Source organism: Flavobacterium sp. OHVDL-2026-0007 (genome assembly GCF_059882335.1).
In genome coordinates, this window is the sequence record NZ_CM187612.1 from 1,257,834 (window position 1) to 1,275,059 (window position 17,226).

Annotated in this window: 11 protein-coding genes; 5 read left to right on the forward strand and 6 right to left on the reverse strand. The window is 37.0% G+C overall.

Features of this window, described 5'->3' with window-relative positions; all coding sequences use genetic code 11:
* Positions 1 to 9 precede the first annotated feature (9 nt).
* The 6 genes from AC51AA_RS04925 to AC51AA_RS04950 form a co-directional block, all read right to left on the reverse strand.
* Positions 10 to 1,494, reverse strand: coding sequence for an alpha-L-fucosidase (locus AC51AA_RS04925; protein ID WP_500704617.1), 1,485 nt, complete (start codon positions 1,492 to 1,494; stop codon positions 10 to 12).
* 31 nt (positions 1,495 to 1,525) lie between these two features.
* Positions 1,526 to 3,847: a beta-N-acetylhexosaminidase gene (locus AC51AA_RS04930; protein WP_500704618.1), complete on the reverse strand. Its 2,322-nt coding sequence runs from the start codon at positions 3,845 to 3,847 to the stop codon at positions 1,526 to 1,528.
* A 215-nt stretch (positions 3,848 to 4,062) separates the two neighbouring features.
* Positions 4,063 to 5,142, reverse strand: coding sequence for a putative glycoside hydrolase (locus tag AC51AA_RS04935; RefSeq protein WP_500704619.1), 1,080 nt, complete (start codon positions 5,140 to 5,142; stop codon positions 4,063 to 4,065).
* Between the two features lie 7 nt (positions 5,143 to 5,149).
* The gene (locus AC51AA_RS04940; protein ID WP_500704620.1) at positions 5,150 to 6,217 is read right to left on the reverse strand and encodes a carbohydrate-binding family 9-like protein; all 1,068 of its coding nucleotides are present in this window, start codon (positions 6,215 to 6,217) and stop codon (positions 5,150 to 5,152) included.
* Between the two features lie 7 nt (positions 6,218 to 6,224).
* Positions 6,225 to 7,190, reverse strand: a complete 966-nt coding sequence (locus AC51AA_RS04945; protein ID WP_500704621.1) for a glycoside hydrolase family 130 protein — start codon at positions 7,188 to 7,190, stop codon at positions 6,225 to 6,227.
* 81 nt (positions 7,191 to 7,271) lie between these two features.
* Complete coding sequence (locus AC51AA_RS04950) at positions 7,272 to 9,149, reverse strand: sodium:solute symporter family protein (RefSeq protein WP_500704622.1); 1,878 nt, start codon at positions 9,147 to 9,149, stop codon at positions 7,272 to 7,274.
* A 632-nt stretch (positions 9,150 to 9,781) separates the two neighbouring features.
* On the opposite strand from AC51AA_RS04950, the gene AC51AA_RS04955 reads away from it, so the two are divergent.
* From AC51AA_RS04955 to AC51AA_RS04975, 5 genes are all read left to right on the forward strand, one after another.
* Positions 9,782 to 10,840 carry a sensor histidine kinase gene (locus AC51AA_RS04955; protein WP_500704623.1) on the forward strand — a complete coding sequence of 353 codons (1,059 nt, stop codon included), beginning with the start codon at positions 9,782 to 9,784 and terminating at the stop codon, positions 10,838 to 10,840.
* Between the two features lie 63 nt (positions 10,841 to 10,903).
* Complete coding sequence (locus tag AC51AA_RS04960; RefSeq protein ID WP_500704624.1) at positions 10,904 to 11,617, forward strand: LytR/AlgR family response regulator transcription factor; 714 nt, start codon at positions 10,904 to 10,906, stop codon at positions 11,615 to 11,617.
* Between the two features lie 179 nt (positions 11,618 to 11,796).
* Entirely contained in the window at positions 11,797 to 12,396 is a 600-nt protein-coding gene (locus AC51AA_RS04965; protein WP_500704625.1) for an RNA polymerase sigma factor, read from the forward strand.
* Between the two features lie 87 nt (positions 12,397 to 12,483).
* Positions 12,484 to 13,662 (forward strand): FecR family protein, encoded by a 1,179-nt coding sequence (locus AC51AA_RS04970; RefSeq protein WP_500704626.1) that lies wholly within the window; start codon positions 12,484 to 12,486, stop codon positions 13,660 to 13,662.
* 240 nt (positions 13,663 to 13,902) lie between these two features.
* Positions 13,903 to 17,220 carry a TonB-dependent receptor gene (locus tag AC51AA_RS04975; protein ID WP_500704627.1) on the forward strand — a complete coding sequence of 1,106 codons (3,318 nt, stop codon included), beginning with the start codon at positions 13,903 to 13,905 and terminating at the stop codon, positions 17,218 to 17,220.
* Positions 17,221 to 17,226 lie beyond the last annotated feature (6 nt).

The window sequence follows — 17,226 nt, forward strand, 5'->3', positions numbered from 1 at the left end:
ATTTCTATTCTATCTATTAATCGCTTCAATTTTTAAGGTCCATGCTTCTTTACACGGTAAATTATTACGCAAACTTTCCGGAATGCTCACTTTAAATCCAGCGGCTAATTTAGTCCATTTTAATGGGGTTTTCGCCCCTAAAAGGGTGATTTTCGTTCCTTTTTTAGGGTTGATGGAAGTGACCACCACTTCAGAGGCAATTTTGTCCTCTCCCTTTTTAGCCAAGTAAAATAAGAATACATTTCCAGCTTTATTTTGGGTCATGCAAATGTTATCCTCTTTAAAAGGCTCGATAGGTTTGGTGTTGTAGATCCCTGTACTATTGACCTTCATCCAATCACCGTAGGCTGCCAATAAATCATAAGCACCCTGTTGCCAATCTCCTTCAGGGCTTGGGGCAATATTCAATAACAGATTTCCTCCCTTAGCCACCACATCAATCAGCATATGAATCCCTTCTCTGCCGGTCATGTATTTAGCATCCGGGGTATAGGACCATCCACCTCCAGAGGTAATACAAGACTCCCATGGATACGGCAATGTTTTCTCAGGAACACGATTCTCAGGAGTCAAATAGTTCTGATTCTTACCATGTACCGCACGGTCTACCACAATTAATCCTGGTTGCTTTTGGCGTGCTTTTACTACCAATTCATCCATTTTGATATCTTGCTCTACCACTCTGTGTTTAATGAATCCATTTTTAGATTCATTCTCTGCAAATTTTTCAGCGTAATTTTCTTTGATGTTTTGCTGATCTCTTTTTCTAACCCAGCCTCCATCTAACCATAAGATATCTACCTTACCATAATCGGTCAATAATTCTAAAATCTGGTTATGGGTAAAGTCCACATATTTTTGCCATTTTTCAGGATACAGCGTTGGATCGTAATTGACATTTCTGTCAAAAGCTGGAAAATACGGATCCCAAAAATTTTCATTATGCCAGTCTGGCTTGGAAAAATAAGCACCCACTGTTAGTTTTTCATTTCTAAAAGCATTAAAAACTTCCTTAGCGATATTCGCTTTTGGATTAGTACTAAAAGCACAACCAGCATCGGTTACTTTATAATCCGTATATTTTGAATCGAACATGGAAAATCCATCATGGTGTTTAGTAGTAAACACCATGTATTTCATTCCGGCTGCCTTTGCAGCTTTAGCCCATTTGGTTGGGTCAAACTTTACCGGATTGAATGTTTTTTTCAACCCTTCATATTCTTTTACATATTCATTATAATTCTTCGGATTACTTCCTTTGGTGCGTTCACACCAACCATAATCCTCTGGACAAATGGACCAAGATTCTACAATTCCCCACTGACTATACGTTCCCCAGTGCATTAACAATCCGAACTTTTTACCTTGCCACTCTTCTAAGTTTTTCAACACTAAGGGATCCGTTTCCGGAACGTAGCGTTCATCCTCGTAAATGGCTTGAGCAAACAGTTGAACTGAAAACAAAACGGCTATTAGGAGCATTCCTCTTTTCATATGTATACTATTTATTGTTTATCCTTCTTTTTTAATTCACTGAAATTTCATCCACAAATAACCAAGAGCTTCCACCGCTAGGGTTCTTTTTTAGGTTCATTGCCACTACTTTCACAAATCTACTATTGGTCTTGGTAAAATTGATTTTAAAATCTTTTAACTCCGAACTTACATTTACAACATATGGACGTACTACTTTTCCAACTTCTTTGTAATGAATTCCATCCTTTGAAGTCAATACTTTTACTTGTACTGGAAAATAAATTCCAGCTCCTTGACTTTCTAAGGCTCCAACACTCACTTGCTCGAAACTTTGCTCCTTTCCAAAATCAATCACCACTTCCATATCGTTAACTAACCAACCTTGCCACTGTCCATCGTGGAAGTTCTTAGTCCCTCTAATCACGTTTACCATTCCAAAGGCACCAGCTCCTTTATAGCTGTCACTATAAGGTGTTAGGTAATTTACTTTATGAGCAAAGGCTTTATGAAACACTAAAGTATCAATATAGGTTTTCCCTACTGGTTGCTCGTTTTGAAATAAAGACGCTTTTAAAATAGTGGTTTCTTTAATATCAATTGGACTTGAGTATTTAATGGCGTCTTGCCCTATACTTTTATCCCCCAATACATAACGAATATCTGGGTTCGGAAATTCATTTTTCAAGGTTACCTTTACGGCTTTTTGATCCAAATCAGCAACAGATGAAGCCGTCACCAAATACGCACTTTTGGCATAATTGATTCCCAAATAATCATAGCGTTTTAACATCGAAGGCAATCTTGAGGTAAAATCATTCCAATTACGACTCTCTTTTGTACTCCATAAAACTTCAGCTAATGCCGCTAATCTTGGAAAAATCATATATTCAGAGTCTTTTGGCTCTGATAGGAATTCCGCCCATAAATTGGCTTGAGCACCCAATACGTGACTGGCTTCAGCAGCGGTCATCGTTGGTACAACGGGATCAAATTCGTATACTTTATTTAAGGGGTTATAGGCATCAAAAGCTAAGGGCTCATCATTCTGAGGTCCTTGGTAAAAATTAAAATAGCACGGTGATTCTGGAGTCATGATCACATCATGACCTTGTGCTGCAGCTTCAGTTCCCCCTTTGGTTCCTCTCCAGCTCATCACTGTAGCTTCAGGAGCCAAACCACCTTCTAGGATCTCATCCCAACCTATTATTTTTTTGCCTTTTGAATTGATATACTTCTCCATTCTTTTGACAAAATAACTTTGCAATTCATGGGCATCTTTCAATCCGTGCTCTTTCATTCTCTTTTGGCAATTCGGACATTTATCCCAATTGGTTTTAGTGGCTTCATCCCCACCAATATGAATATACTTGGAAGGAAAAACAGCAATCACTTCATCGATTACATTTTGCAAAAACTCAAAAGTGCTTTCTTTTCCTGCACAATAAATATCGGTAATTGGCCAAAGTCCTCCTGATGGAACACCAATACGCTGATTAAAACAAGCCAATTCAGGATAAGAGGCTATAGCAGAACTGACGTGTGCTGGCATCTCGATTTCCGGAATGATTTCAATGTTTTTTGTCGCAGCGTATTTTACTATTTCTTTTAACTCTTCCTGAGTTAAAAACCCACCGTAAGTTCCTTTTTCATCAGGATTGGTCACCAGTCTGGCGTTCCAAGAAGCTTTTTCTTGATCCACTCTCCAAGCCCCAACGGTCGTTAATTTCGGATACTTTTTAATTTCCATTCTCCAACCTTGGTCGTCCACTAAATGCAAATGCAAGACATTCATCTTATGCATAGCCAAACGATCTATGGTTTTCATGACATATTGTTTGTCGAAAAAATGACGTGATAAATCCAACATTAATCCTCTCCATCCAAAACGAGGTGCATCACTAATGCTCACATTAGGAATTTGCCATTTTTCACTAGACACAATGGTATTGCTTTCGATCGCATTAGGCAGTAACTGACGTATGCTTTCCAAGCCATAAATAAAGCCAGCGTTTTCTTTGGCCGATATGGTAATCCCCTTAGTACTTACCTCTAACCTATACGCTTCCTTACCTAAAGTTTGATCCACAATAAACTGTACGTAATTCGTACGTGGCGCTCTATTTGAAATCTCAGGACGCCATCCTGCTGCCTTGGCAAATCGGTCAGCCAAAACATTCGAAATTTCTTTTTCAAAATCGGTCTTAGCCACAAATTTGGTGTTTTTAGAAAACTCAAAGATTCCGGGTTGAATCACCAATTGTGATGGCTTTGGAATAATCGCAATATCCTTTTCTGTATATACTTTTTGTCCATAACTCGCACTCAAAACGGTTAGACAGACTACGACTAATAAAGATTTTAATATCCTCATGATTTATTCTTTTAAAAATGGTATAATTTTAAATTACTATTGATCCCTTTTCTCTTCATTACGCTAGTGGAAGTAAGTACTTTGTCTAAAACTTACAGCACCATAATAACCATTATCCTTATTTGGCCAATGCACGCTTTTCCTTCCTAATCTAGATTCCGATCTTCCATAGACTATACCAGAGTACTTTGGATTGGAAAAGAGATCCTAATGGTTTACTTTAAGCTCGCTTTTGTTTCTTTAATGGTTTTGAAATTCTGCTCAGTCAAAGCACTTCCATCAAAGAAAGTAACTCCTACTGCTCCGTTTTCTTTGGCCAACACTATAGCCTCTTTTAATTCTTTATCCGATTTTAATCCAGGAACATAAACTCCAGTGTTTATCTTAGTGGCTTTCCCTTCTAAATCAGCAACACCTTGTTTAGTAGCATAACCTACCCAATCAATTTCTTCGTCATAAAAACTGTGATAAATCATCGGATATACTTCATCAATATTCCATTTGTCCCAACGTTGACGTACCATATGATCCGCCATTTCAGGATAAGGGAATACCGCTGCTGTTAATTTTTTATTGTGTTTGTGCGCAATGGCATAAGCATCATTCACCACGGCTTGAATAGCATTTAATCTGAAATTTTTCCACTCCATATCGATAGATGTATTGTGGCTGGTTCTTGGATTTTTGTGGTGGATTTTTTCAAATGCCTTCACACATTCATCACAATAACAAAAATCAAACTGAGGCAATTCTACCTCTTGTACTAAATTGTATTTAGGCAATAAACTGATCGGTAAAAAGATATCTGGGAAACGAATGTAATCCAAATGAACGCTTTCAATCCCTTCCACTTTAGCTAATCCCTCAACCAAAGCCAGTACGTGATTTCTAGACTCTTTTCTCGTTGGACATAACCATTGGTAATAATCTACATAAGGACGAGTATCAAAACAAGATTTCCCCTCTTTACTAACCATGTACCAATCTGGATGCTGTAAGGCAATGGAATCTCCTGGTCTGTTCATGGCCATAATCCAAGCATGCACTTTTAAACCTTCTTTAGCCGCTAAAGGCGCAATCCTCTCTAAGAGTTTTGGATCAGTTCCCGTATTGATTAATACTTCATCTATACCGCCGTCTTTGTATTTCTTAAACTCCTTCGTATAATCGGCATCTGTTCTTTTAGCATCTGCTGAAGTCCAGACTCCATATTTAAAGGCTGTTTTTTCTTCCTTGCTTGTACATGAAAATAGCGAAAGTGCAAGTACTAGCACTATTAATTTAGGTAGTTTCATAAGTCTTTTAGTTTGATATAATTTTACCATCTTCTTCAATGATTAATGTTTTATTTGAGAAAGGGCTTTTTACCGAAATGTTGTATCCCGTTGTGTGGTTCTCTATTACTGGCTTTAAAATTTTACCTTCAACACTAATGGTTTCTTTAGTCAAATCTGCTATCGATCTGGCCCATTTTTTATTTTTTTGAAAATATCCTTTTTGTGCTCTGTAGAGACTGTACAATTCCCATCTCACTTTTTCCTCCTGTGGAATGCTAAAACTGTCTTTTCCTTCTTTAGAAGAGAAATACACATAACCCCATTTTTCAGGCACATGCATATCGACTACTCCCATGGGGGACCAAACCCAATTGTACTCCGGCAAAAACTTTCCATCTGCGTCCTTCTTACGCTGGTAATTGCCATTTTTAATATCGTGTTGCCAATTGACTCTAGAGAAATTGACCCTCCAGAATTTGTCAACTGGAACATTTTGATCAAAATAAGAAGTTCTATACGCTGCCCATGGAATGGCTATTTCCAATACCCAACCTTGATCCGTATCGGAAGGGTTGTTTAAAGTTCCATTAATTTTTACAGCGGATTTTAATCCTGGAATATTCCAATCATTTAAAATCACTTTATCACCTTCTCTATACGGTTTTGATAAAAATAAGTCCCAAGGGGTGTTTAAGGCGTTTATCTCTAATTCATAATAGTTAAAGGTATCACTATCGGGATCTATAAAAACTTCAAAATCATTATTGTAAAAAATAATCGTATCTCGTTGTTTCAAATTGGCCCAAACATGAGGTTCGTCAATCTTGGCTAGTATATAAAAATTCTTCTCATCCCAAAGCATTTTTACTTGGGTGGCGTATTTGGGTTTGACACTGCTTTCAATATCTTCAAAAAGATCGGTCCATTCTACTTTATTCCAAGCGAGCTCAGTATCCGATCCATCAATAACCATTGGAGTGGACGTTTTAGCGGCTACGTAGGTTTTGGGTATAATCGCTTTTTTCGCTTGAGCATACCCCACTATCGAAACAAAGCCCAAAGCCACAGGCCACCATTTAAATTTTAAACACATACCTTTTCTATAAACTATTATCTTTTGTAAACTGAATTACCTCGCTTAATTTACCAAATGCAATCGCTACCACAGTATCTGCTGCGCCGTAATAAACCGCTAGTTTATCTTCTTTTACATCGTGCAATGCAGCGCATGGAAATACCACATTAGGTACATCTCCCACTTGCTCATAAAGTTCAGCTGGTCCTAGCAAATAAGGTTGCGTTCTATATTTTACTTGATCTGGCGATTCGATATCCAGTAGCGCTGCACCCATGGCATAACGGAAACCGTTACAGGTATTGATCACCCCATGATACAACATCAACCAGCCATCATCGGTACGAATTGGAATCGGTCCCGCTCCAATTTTAGTACACTGCCAAGCACTGTCTTCAAAAGGAGTCGGCTTCATTACCAAACGATGCTCTCCCCAATATTTCATATCCGGGCTATAGCTGATCCAAATATCTCCAAAAGGTGTATGTCCATTATCACTTGGACGGCTTAACATGGCGTATTTACCACCTATTTTCTCTGGAAACAACACCCCATTTCTATTAAACGGTAAAAAAGCATTTTCACATTGAAAAAACTCCTTAAAGTCAAAAGTGTACCCAATACCAATAGTAGGTCCATTGTAACCGTTACACCAAGTAATCCAGTAACGATCTTCAATAAAAACAACACGAGGATCATATTTGTAGGCTGATTCAATCATCTCCGTATTTCCAGACTGCATCACAATAGGCTCATGATTGATATCCCAATCGATACCATTTTTACTAAAACCAGCAAAAATATTCATTTGAACTGCTTTGTTATCACATCTAAAAACACCCGCAAATCCATCTCCGAAAGGTACAACCGCACTGTTAAAAATACTGTTTGAGGACGGTATAGCGTATCTTTCAATAATGGGATTCTCTGTATATCTCCACATTACATCTTTACTGTTTTCGGGTCTGTCTTGCCAAGGAATTGTAGTCATTATCTCTTTCTTTAATATTAAACTTTTTCTTTTATATTTTTATTCTTCAACAGCCCAATACCAGCTGTTGCGTCTTTTTTCTTAGTCGGCTATTTTTCGAACTTTGTCTAACCAGGTGAATTTTAAAATGGTTGTTGTCACTAAAAATACGAGTAGTGCAATAATGGCCTTAGGATAATCTCTCACCACAAAGAAGATAGGGAGTAAAATCATGCTGGATTGCCATACAATTCCGATGACACAATTGAGCATATCCTTTCCAAAATCATTGTTTTTCTCGAAAGTCTGATCTTCCGCTTTTAATGTTTTATAAACTGGCCCCCACCAGCCCCAAGGTCTTACATTGGTATAAAAAGATCTTAACACTTCCATATCGGTTGGTTTGCTTAAAAACGTTCCCAAAAGACAACCCAAAATTGAAAATCCAAATATCACCGGAAATAAGTAAATAGCCTGTACTTGGGCTAAATCATGTAAAAATGATCCGTGTTCCAAGTTGCCTTTACTTTGTCCCAATATGAACTGTAAAGAAGCCACGATCAAACCAGCAAACATACCCCAGAAATACCCCCAACCATTAAATCTCCACCATATCCATTTTAAAAAATTGGCCGCTACATAACCTCCGTATAAGGCGCTGGTAATCCATAAGGTCAAGGAATTAATCGAGTCTGCAAAGAATCCCATAAAGACCCCTAAACCGACTACCAAAAACGAAGAAATCTGACTTACTTTGATGTAGTGTGCATTGGTGGCTACTGGTTTGAAGTATTTTTTATAAATATCATTCACTATATAGGCTGGTCCAGCATTGACAAAAGCAGAGAATCCAGACATAAAAGCCGCCAGTAAACCCGCGAGCAGAATCCCTTTTATTCCAACAGGAATATATAAATTAACTACCTGCGGCATCAATAATTCTAAATCAGCACCCGTTAAAGCCGTATTGGCATTCAAGGCCGGCGCTATGTTGACCAAAGCAATTACCACGATACCGGTAATCAATAAATACCTTGGGATAAACAAAATCAAATTGGTAAAACCACTCATATAAGCTGCTTCTTTTACCGATTTGGTCGATAAAATCCTTTGTAAATCATAACTCGGTGTTGGTCCTGCAATACTGGCAAAGAAACCTTTAAACAAAGTCATACCGATAAAGGCACCAAACATTTTATAGCCTTCAGAGTCAATTAGATTATTGAAGGTTTGGAACTTATCGCTCCACTGTGTTTCAAACTGCCATCCAAAGAAAACATTTTTCCATTCTTCGGTAATCACTGAATTAATCTGAATATCCGTATAATTGACAAAGGCATAACCCGCTATCAAAACACTAGCTACAATCATGATTAAATATTGTACCACCTCAGTAGCCACTACAGAGAACATTCCTCCTTTAACCGTATAGATGGTCGTTAAAAAGATGATCACTAAAGCATACGATCGCTCTGAGGTCAATAGTAATAAATCGCCATAATGAAGCGATAAATCCCAAGGAAGAATAATGGTGATAAATTTACCGATGCCTTCAAAAAAGTAAGCAATAAAACCAATGGTAGAAATGATAGCAAAGATCGCCACAATAATATGAGAAGCTTTCCCGGCCCTATCACTTCCAAAACGGGTTAAAATCCATTCCGAACCTGTCATTACTTTTGATCTTCTGATCCAAACCGCCAAAAACATCATCACAAAAATCTGATTCCAGATCGGCCAAAGCCACATAAACATGAAACTTTTTACGCCATATAAAAACAATACTCCAATCATCCAGGAAGTACCCGAAACATCAAACATGCCCGAGCCGTTGCTCAAACCTAAGAAATACCATTTAATTGTTTTTCCACCTAGGAAATAATCATCTAATCCCTTTGATGCTTTTCTTGAAATCCATATTCCTATTCCTACCGATAGTAGTATATAGGCAATGATGATTGATACGTCAATGATATCCATTAATTTTAATATTTATTTATTGGTTAGTTAATTGGTTAATTATTTGATTATGCCCCTACAGCAGGCTCTAATTAAGATCTGGTTTGAACCTTTTCTCTAGTCCATACAAAGACATCCCTTAAGGGCACTATTTGTTTGTTGCACTTAGGCAATCTGCACACAGGAAAAGCTTAGGAAGTATAAAGGTCCTTTCTACATTGATTTTAGAACCTTCAAGAAAAACTTAGTAAGAAGCTGGTATTGTTTTTTGGTAAGCATAGCGATGTAAAAGAAAATTAATACTAAGAAATAGGATTGTCGTTACATCTCGTTTTATAATAGCTGCCCTAAATAAGGCCTTTACCCCATCACCTACTGCTATTGAGCAGCTGTATATGGGACCTTGGAATCAAGTAATAACAAAAGACCTTGGATATTGATCAAAAAAAAACGGTTGACTATTATCTTTGTATCTCTTTATTTTACAACTTGCAATCCAATTGTAAACAAAACCAAGCGCATGAAATTCTACGCAAAACAATCATAAATCAACTTTAAACGTATATAAAATTGGCTTTTTTTACAAATAATTTAGACAGACAACAGCTAAACAAAGACAAACATCAAAAAAAGTCGCAAAACACATCATTATTATGAATTTCAGTTCTAACAAAATTTATGCGATTCCTTTGCATTATCATTTCTTTTTTTGGCTGACATACTTTTTATTTAACACCCTTCGATGGGGAAGTTACTTCAATGACTATATCTATTCATTCAAATCTAATTTACTAGGTTTCCCGATTCACATGAGCTTGTGTTATTTGAATATCTTAGTCTTTATGCCTTATTTGGTGTACCGTAAAAAATACCTGCTTTATGTATTGGCTATAGTTTCGGCCATCTTTATCATGGTGATCATCAAATTCAATCTGACTTATCTCTTAATTAGTCATGATGTTTGGCCCGAGGGACCCGAAACGGTAAACAAACTATCGCTTAATTATACCATCGATATGATGATTGGCGAACTTTACGTGATCACGTTTGTTACAGCCATTAAGATTACCTTAGACTTCTTGAAGGAACAAAAACGAGTAACGGATCTAGAAAAATCCCAATTAGAAACGGAACTACTTTTCCTGAAATCTCAAATTTCACCGCATTTCCTATTCAATACCCTCAATAACATTTATTCTCTATCGGTAGAAAAGTCAAACAAGACTCCTAGAATCGTTCTCAAACTTTCTGAGTTAATGCGCTATATGCTGTACGAAACAAAAAATAAAAAACAGTCTTTAGAGAACGAAATACTCTGCATTGAGAATTATCTTGATTTAGAGAAAATCAGAAATGACGATCGTCTGCAAATCAATCTGGCCATTTCAGGAGACATACACGATAAAGAAATTGCTCCCATTATCCTATTGACTTTTATTGAAAATGCCTTTAAACATGGGGTCAACAAAAACACTGGAAAAGTAGTGATTGATATTAACTTTACCATAAAAGGAGATCACCTACATTTCACGGTTTCCAATCCCATGCCTGAAGTAACCGAACATCAAGACCACTTTAATACCTCCGGGGGTATCGGTATCGAAAATGTAAAAAAAAGGTTAGCCTTGGTGTATAATAAAAAGGATTATAGCCTTTCTTTTAAGAATAAAAAGAATATTTTTGTCTCAAAGCTAGTAATTAAAGTCTCTTAGCGAGACTGCTTCTATTTTGAATTTTACCAACTCAATTATTTTGCTCCCATTAACAGTAAAGAAATGAAGATAAATTGTTTGATTATAGATGATGAGCCATTGGCTATTAATGTGGTTAAAAATTATTTAGCACCCATTGAAAATTTCGAGCTAGTCAACACTTTTACCAATCCAATAGAAGGTTTAAATTTTTTAAAAAACAATAAAATCGATGTCCTTTTTCTTGACATCAATATGCCTGTACTCGATGGTATTAACTTCATTAAAAGCTTAGACAACCCGCCACTGGTTATCATTACGAGCGCTTATAGCCAATTCGCTATAGAGACTTACGAATTAGATGTGTTGGACTTCTTAGTAAAACCCATAGAATTTCCGAGGCTAATGAAGGCCTTAAATAAGGTCAGCAAAAGACTAGAAAGTACCACTAATAACACACCTGAAACGATTACCGAGAATGCCTTTCTTTTTATCAAAATTGATAAAAAACGAATGAAGAAAATTTTCTTTAATGAAATCTTAGTTGTTGAAAGCTTAAAGGATTATATCAAAATCAGCACTCTAACAGGCAAATATATTATCCACAGTACTTTATCTGATTTTACGGATTTATTACCTGAAAGAAACTTCTTAAGAATACACCGTTCGTATACAGTAGCCATTGATAAGATTGATGCCGTTGAAGGCAATAGTATCGAAATTGAAGGTCTTCGTTATGTGATCGGGCGCTCTTATATGGAGACCGTTAAACAACGAATTTTAAATACTTCTATTTAAAAACAAGCTTAGCAACAATCCACTGCAATAAAACCATATCCCCATTTTCTCGCATTCCCTATCCTCAAACAAAACACTCTGATTCCATTTTTTACCATTTATTTAACAAATCTTAGCTATTTTAGTTATGTTTGCGTTGCTTGAATTGAATTAAAACCAAAAACGCCCCCTTAACTACTATGAACTCAGCTTTGATTTCTTTGAACGAGTCTACTCTTTTACCAGAGATAGCGAGGGGAAATGAGCTGGCTTATACCCAACTTGTAGAACAGCATTGGTTAAAAGTACTTAATCATGCGCTCAGTTTTGTAAAATCATATCCCATAGCGGAAGAATTAACTCAAGATGTTTTTATTCAAATCTGGGAAAAACGCGACAAACTATTTGACGTACAAAACTTCGATAACTATCTTTTTATCGTCAGTCGAAACTTGATTATCAGTCATATTCGAAAAAAACTCATCGAAACCGATACCTTAGAAGGGGAAAAATTACAAGAATTATTTTTCAAGCCAGACGAGCAATATGAGTTTAAAGAACTCATGGCCATCCTCAATGAAGGTGCTGCACTTTTACCCGAACCAAGACGTACTGTTTTCTTGCTAAGCCGAATGGAAGGTAAAGATTCTGAATACATTAGCAAAGAACTGGGTATAGCCACCAGAACCGTGCGTTGGCATTTATTACAGGCCTTAAACTTTCTTAGGGACTACTTACACAAACGTTATAACATCAATTTGTTAACACTGATTTTACTCGGGTTTCATTTTTTTTGTTAAATTTTTCATTTTTCATTGCCACTTTAACCTTGTACCCTCGTCTTTATAGGCAGAGGTCAGCTGAAGCCGGCCCAAAATTGCATGAACATGTATCAAAACAAAGTATTTAAAGAACTTATGGAGCAGTATGTTTCAGGTGAAATTTCATCTGAGGATAAAACGATTCTCCTTTCGATGTTGGATAACCCTCAATATGCCGATGAACTCGATACTGTTCTTCGAGATAATTATGATACGGTAGAAACTCCTGCCGTAGATCCTGAAGTTACCACTAAATTCATACAGGAATTAAGAGCCAAAATGGCCATAACGGATACTGAAGACGATTCCGATTTCATTACTTCGTCCCTATTCAATTGGAGAAAACTAGCCGTTGCAGCAAGTATTGTAGCTGTACTAGGCTTAGGAACGCATTATTTTTTTCAACCGCGTAATTCAGCTCCAACAACCGTTGCATCAAAAGAGCAAAACGATAAAGCACCAGGTAAAAGTGGAGCAATACTAACGCTTTCCAACGGTTCTAAAATCGTGTTGGATAGTGCCGGAAATGGCTTGCTTGCCAATCAGAACAATACTACTGTTACTAAAAAGAATGGAAAACTAGTCTATACTGCTCAGGCAAATGCCCAAGCTGTATTCAATACTATGACTACGCCAAGGGCTCGCCAATACAACCTTACCCTCTCCGATGGGACAAAAGTTTGGCTTAATGCCTCGTCTTCTATTACTTTTCCGACTTCTTTTCCTAAAAACCAAAGAAAGGTAGCCATCAGTGGAGAAGTCTATTTTGAAGTAGCCAAAGACAAAACAAGACCTTTTACGGTTGCCATAAATGATATGCAAATCAATGTACTGGGAACTCATTTTAATGTTAATGCCTATCAGGATGAAGCATCGGTTAATACCACACTCTTAGAAGGAAGTGTACTCATTACCAAAAAGAGCAGTAAAATCCTGCTAAAACCTGGTCAACAAGCTCAAAAACAAAAATCGGGAGCCCTAGTAGTAAGCAATAAGGTAAACCTAGAGGAAGTAATGGGATGGAAAAATGAGGTGTTTTACTTTGAGAATGCTAGTCTTGAAATGGTACTTCGTCAAATAAGTCGTTGGTATGATATCGACGTGGTGTACGATAAGGGTGTACAACCTCGAGTATTTGAAGGGGAAATTCAAAGAAATTTACAGTTATCACAAGTGCTGAAAATATTAGAAAAAAATAATATTCATTTTAAAATAGAAGGACAAAAATTAAGGGTTATGCCTTAAATAAAATAGAAAAAGGAAATCCTTTTTCACCAAAAATATTTACGATCCATAAAAAAAGCCAGCAGCTGTTGGAAGCAGTGCTGGCTTGTTTCTACAAAAAATAGAAACAGTTATGGAAAAATAAATAGATAAACCAAGCAAGGTGAACACATTATTAACCAAAACCATTACGAAAGTATGAAATTATTACCCAAAACCAAGCCTAGAACCCATTGGCTTACAACAAAAACATGGAAAGTTATGAAACTAGCATCCATACTAGTTGTCGCTCTTACGTTACAAGTTTCAGCGGCAGTTTCTTCACAAAACGTTACTTTTTCTGGGAAAAACGTGGCGTTCAAAAAAGTGCTATCGGTCATAAAAGATCAAACTGATTATGTTTTTTTCTATGATGTGGCCATTTTAAAAAATGTCAAGCCTATTTCTCTCAATGTAGTCAACACTCCCGTAGAAAAGGTACTAGAACAAGCATTCGCTAATCAGCCTATCAGTTGGGCTATCGAAGGAAAAACCATCTCATTTGCTCCTAAAGCTGAAAAAATAAAAGAACCATCCCGTGTGGTTTCGGTTCAAAGTCAAATTAGTGGAAAAGTCGTGGACGCAAAAGGGAATCCAATCCCAGGGGCGAACATCATTGTAAAAGGCACTAATATTAGTGCACAGACTAATTTTGATGGTGAATTTAGTTTTAATGTTCCTGATAGCAACGCTATACTTGTTGTCTCTTTCATTGGGATGGAAACTCAAGAAGTTGCTATTGGAAAATCTCCTCTGAATATTGTTTTAAAAGAAGGTGGTCAAAAACTAGAAGAAGTTGTAGTGGTTGGATATGGTAAGCAAAAGAAAGTAAACCTTACTGGAGCTGTTGCGAGTATCACTTCTAAAAGTTTAGACGATCGTCCTTTAACCAATGTTACTAATGCCCTTCAAGGAACTATGGCTGGAGTAACGGTGACCACTACCAATGGTCAGCCTGGAAAAGATGCAGGTAGTATTCGCATACGTGGTATTGGTACATTGAACAATAGTGAACCAATGGTCGTTGTAGACGGTGTTGTGGCTACTATGAACGAAGTTAATCCAAATGATATTGAAACACTAACCGTATTGAAAGACGCTGCCTCAGCTTCTATTTATGGTTCACGTGCTGCCAACGGTGTGGTATTAATTACAACCAAAAAAGGAAAAAAAGGACAAATGCAAGTACGTTACAGTACCTATGTTGGAAAACAAGACATACACCGCCTACCTGACTTCTTACCTTCATGGGACCAAGCAGCTTTGTATAATGAAGCTCGTGTCAACGAAGGTAAAAGTCCAAGATGGACCCCTGAAGATATTCAGGCGTTTAAAGCTGGAAATGATCCTTTACATCCTAACACAGATTGGCTGGACTTATTTTATACTCAACCGGGTTTTCAACAAAATCATCATCTGAGTTTAAATGGTGGCGATGAAAAGACAACTTATATGTTTTCGTTAGGCTATTTTACGCAAGATGGAAATGTAAAAGGAAGTAGTTTTGAAAAATACTCCACTCGATTTAATATTAATTCTCAGATCGCTAAACGACTGTCCTTGAGCGCCAATCTAGCCTATCAATATGCACCTTTTAGCGAACCAATTAGTACCTACGCTAACGGAGGTTATGGTGGTGATGAATTTGGTTTTGGTCAATTGGTAAGACAAATCAACAGGCTTTCCAGTACCGTGCCTTATAAATATCCTAATGGTGCTTACGGTTATATTGCCGATGGTAGTCCAATGGCTTGGTTAGAATCAGGTTCTTACAACAAGAAAAAGGGATCCACACTAACAGGTAATGTTGGTCTTGATTGGGAATTGGTTAAAAACCTACACTTTAAACCTAACTTTGGCTACCGTGTCAATAATAATGATAGAACGCAATTCACCAAAGACATTCAATACTATAGTGGCATTACAGGTGAGCCTACTAAATATCAAGGACCAAACAACTTGGTTGTTTCCTCTGCTAAAACTACCTATACAAATTTACAGGCTGTACTAGAATATCAAAAAAACTTGGGTGAAAACCACCACTTTAAAGTATTAGCGGGAGCATCAAAAGAATACCAATTGTATAACTATTTGATGGCTTACCGACAAGGCTTTCTGAACAATTCATTGACTGAAATAAATGTAGCGCCAAAAGATGGTCAACAAAATGAAGGAAAATCCAACGATTGGGCCTTACAATCCTACTTTGGTCGATTCAATTATGATTACAAAGAGCGTTATTTATTAGAAGCAAACGTAAGAAGAGATGGCTCTTCACGTTTTGCTCCGGGTAATCAATGGGGCGTTTTCCCTTCTTTTTCAGCAGGTTGGAACATTTCAAAAGAAGCATTCTTTGAACCTATTTTAGATGTGGTAAACAGTTTAAAATTAAGAGGATCATGGGGTAAATTGGGGAATCAAAATGTAGTAGGAAACTATCCGTCCATTGCCACAATTAAATCTAGTCAAAACTATTCCTTTAATCAAGGTTTAGCTTCTGGAATTGCACCAGTTGATGGGGCTAATAAAGACATTAGCTGGGAAGCTACAGCCACTACCAATTTTGGTCTGGATGCTACTTTTTTAGATCAAAAATTGGATTTTACTGTAGATTATTTTACAAAAAACACCACAGAAATTTTATTAAAATTACCAATTGGGGCTGTGTATGGTCTAACGTCACCCTATCAAAACGCAGGATCTGTTTCGAACAAAGGATGGGAGTTTGCTGCTAAATACCGCAACAACATAAATGAAGTTAATTTCAATATTGGAGCCAACCTTTCTTATATTGAAAATAAAATTACTGACCTAAAAGGAAGTGGTCCTTTTATTGAAGGTGGCACTTTTCAACAAGTAGGCTTTCCAATCAATTCGTTATATGGTTATGAAGCAGAAGGTATTTTTAGAACACAAGCAGAAGTAGACGCGCACGCATCACAAAGTGGTGGTCAAATTGCTCCTGGCGACATCAAATACAAAGACCTTAGCGGTCCTGATGGAAAACCTGATGGCGTGATTGACGGCCATGACAAAAAATTCTTGGGTACTTATTTCCCTAAAGTTACTTATGGTTTTACTATGGGCGCAACTTGGAAATCACTTGAAGTATCCCTGTTTTTTCAAGGAGCAGCTGGCGTAAAAGCTAATGGAGGTGATTTGATAGGAGAAGTAGGGCCTGATATCAACAAACCTACTTCGGTATTTTTAGACCGTTGGACTCCAGAGAATCCAAATGCCTCTTTCCCTCGTACTTGGTACTCTTACACGCAGAATGATCCTGGTTCTACTCCATCTTCTTTTTGGGTAAAAGACGCTTCATATTTACGTTTGAAAAATTTAATGGTGGCTTATAATTTACCACAGACCTTTGTCAAAAAAGTAGGTCTTAAAAATTTTAAAATTTATTACAGTGGGCAAAACATTTTAACTTTTACGAAATTTTACAAGTGGATCGATCCAGAAATGGGTTCAACTGGTAGTATCTACAACTATCCACAAGTTATTGTCAACACCATTGGTCTTGATATCTCGTTTTAAAATAGT

Excerpts from the sequence above, each read along its gene's own strand:
- AC51AA_RS04925 (WP_500704617.1), bottom strand. The coding sequence starts at position 1,494 with ATGAAAAGAGGAATGCTCCTAATAGCCGTTTTGTTTTCAGTTCAACTG.
- AC51AA_RS04930 (WP_500704618.1), bottom strand. The coding sequence starts at position 3,847 with ATGAGGATATTAAAATCTTTATTAGTCGTAGTCTGTCTAACCGTTTTG.
- AC51AA_RS04935 (WP_500704619.1), bottom strand. The coding sequence starts at position 5,142 with ATGAAACTACCTAAATTAATAGTGCTAGTACTTGCACTTTCGCTATTT.
- AC51AA_RS04940 (WP_500704620.1), bottom strand. The coding sequence starts at position 6,217 with ATGTGTTTAAAATTTAAATGGTGGCCTGTGGCTTTGGGCTTTGTTTCG.
- AC51AA_RS04945 (WP_500704621.1), bottom strand. The coding sequence starts at position 7,190 with ATGACTACAATTCCTTGGCAAGACAGACCCGAAAACAGTAAAGATGTA.
- AC51AA_RS04950 (WP_500704622.1), bottom strand. The coding sequence starts at position 9,149 with ATGGATATCATTGACGTATCAATCATCATTGCCTATATACTACTATCG.
- AC51AA_RS04955 (WP_500704623.1), top strand. The coding sequence starts at position 9,782 with ATGAATTTCAGTTCTAACAAAATTTATGCGATTCCTTTGCATTATCAT.
- AC51AA_RS04960 (WP_500704624.1), top strand. The coding sequence starts at position 10,904 with ATGAAGATAAATTGTTTGATTATAGATGATGAGCCATTGGCTATTAAT.
- AC51AA_RS04965 (WP_500704625.1), top strand. The coding sequence starts at position 11,797 with ATGAACTCAGCTTTGATTTCTTTGAACGAGTCTACTCTTTTACCAGAG.
- AC51AA_RS04970 (WP_500704626.1), top strand. The coding sequence starts at position 12,484 with ATGTATCAAAACAAAGTATTTAAAGAACTTATGGAGCAGTATGTTTCA.
- AC51AA_RS04975 (WP_500704627.1), top strand. The coding sequence starts at position 13,903 with ATGAAACTAGCATCCATACTAGTTGTCGCTCTTACGTTACAAGTTTCA.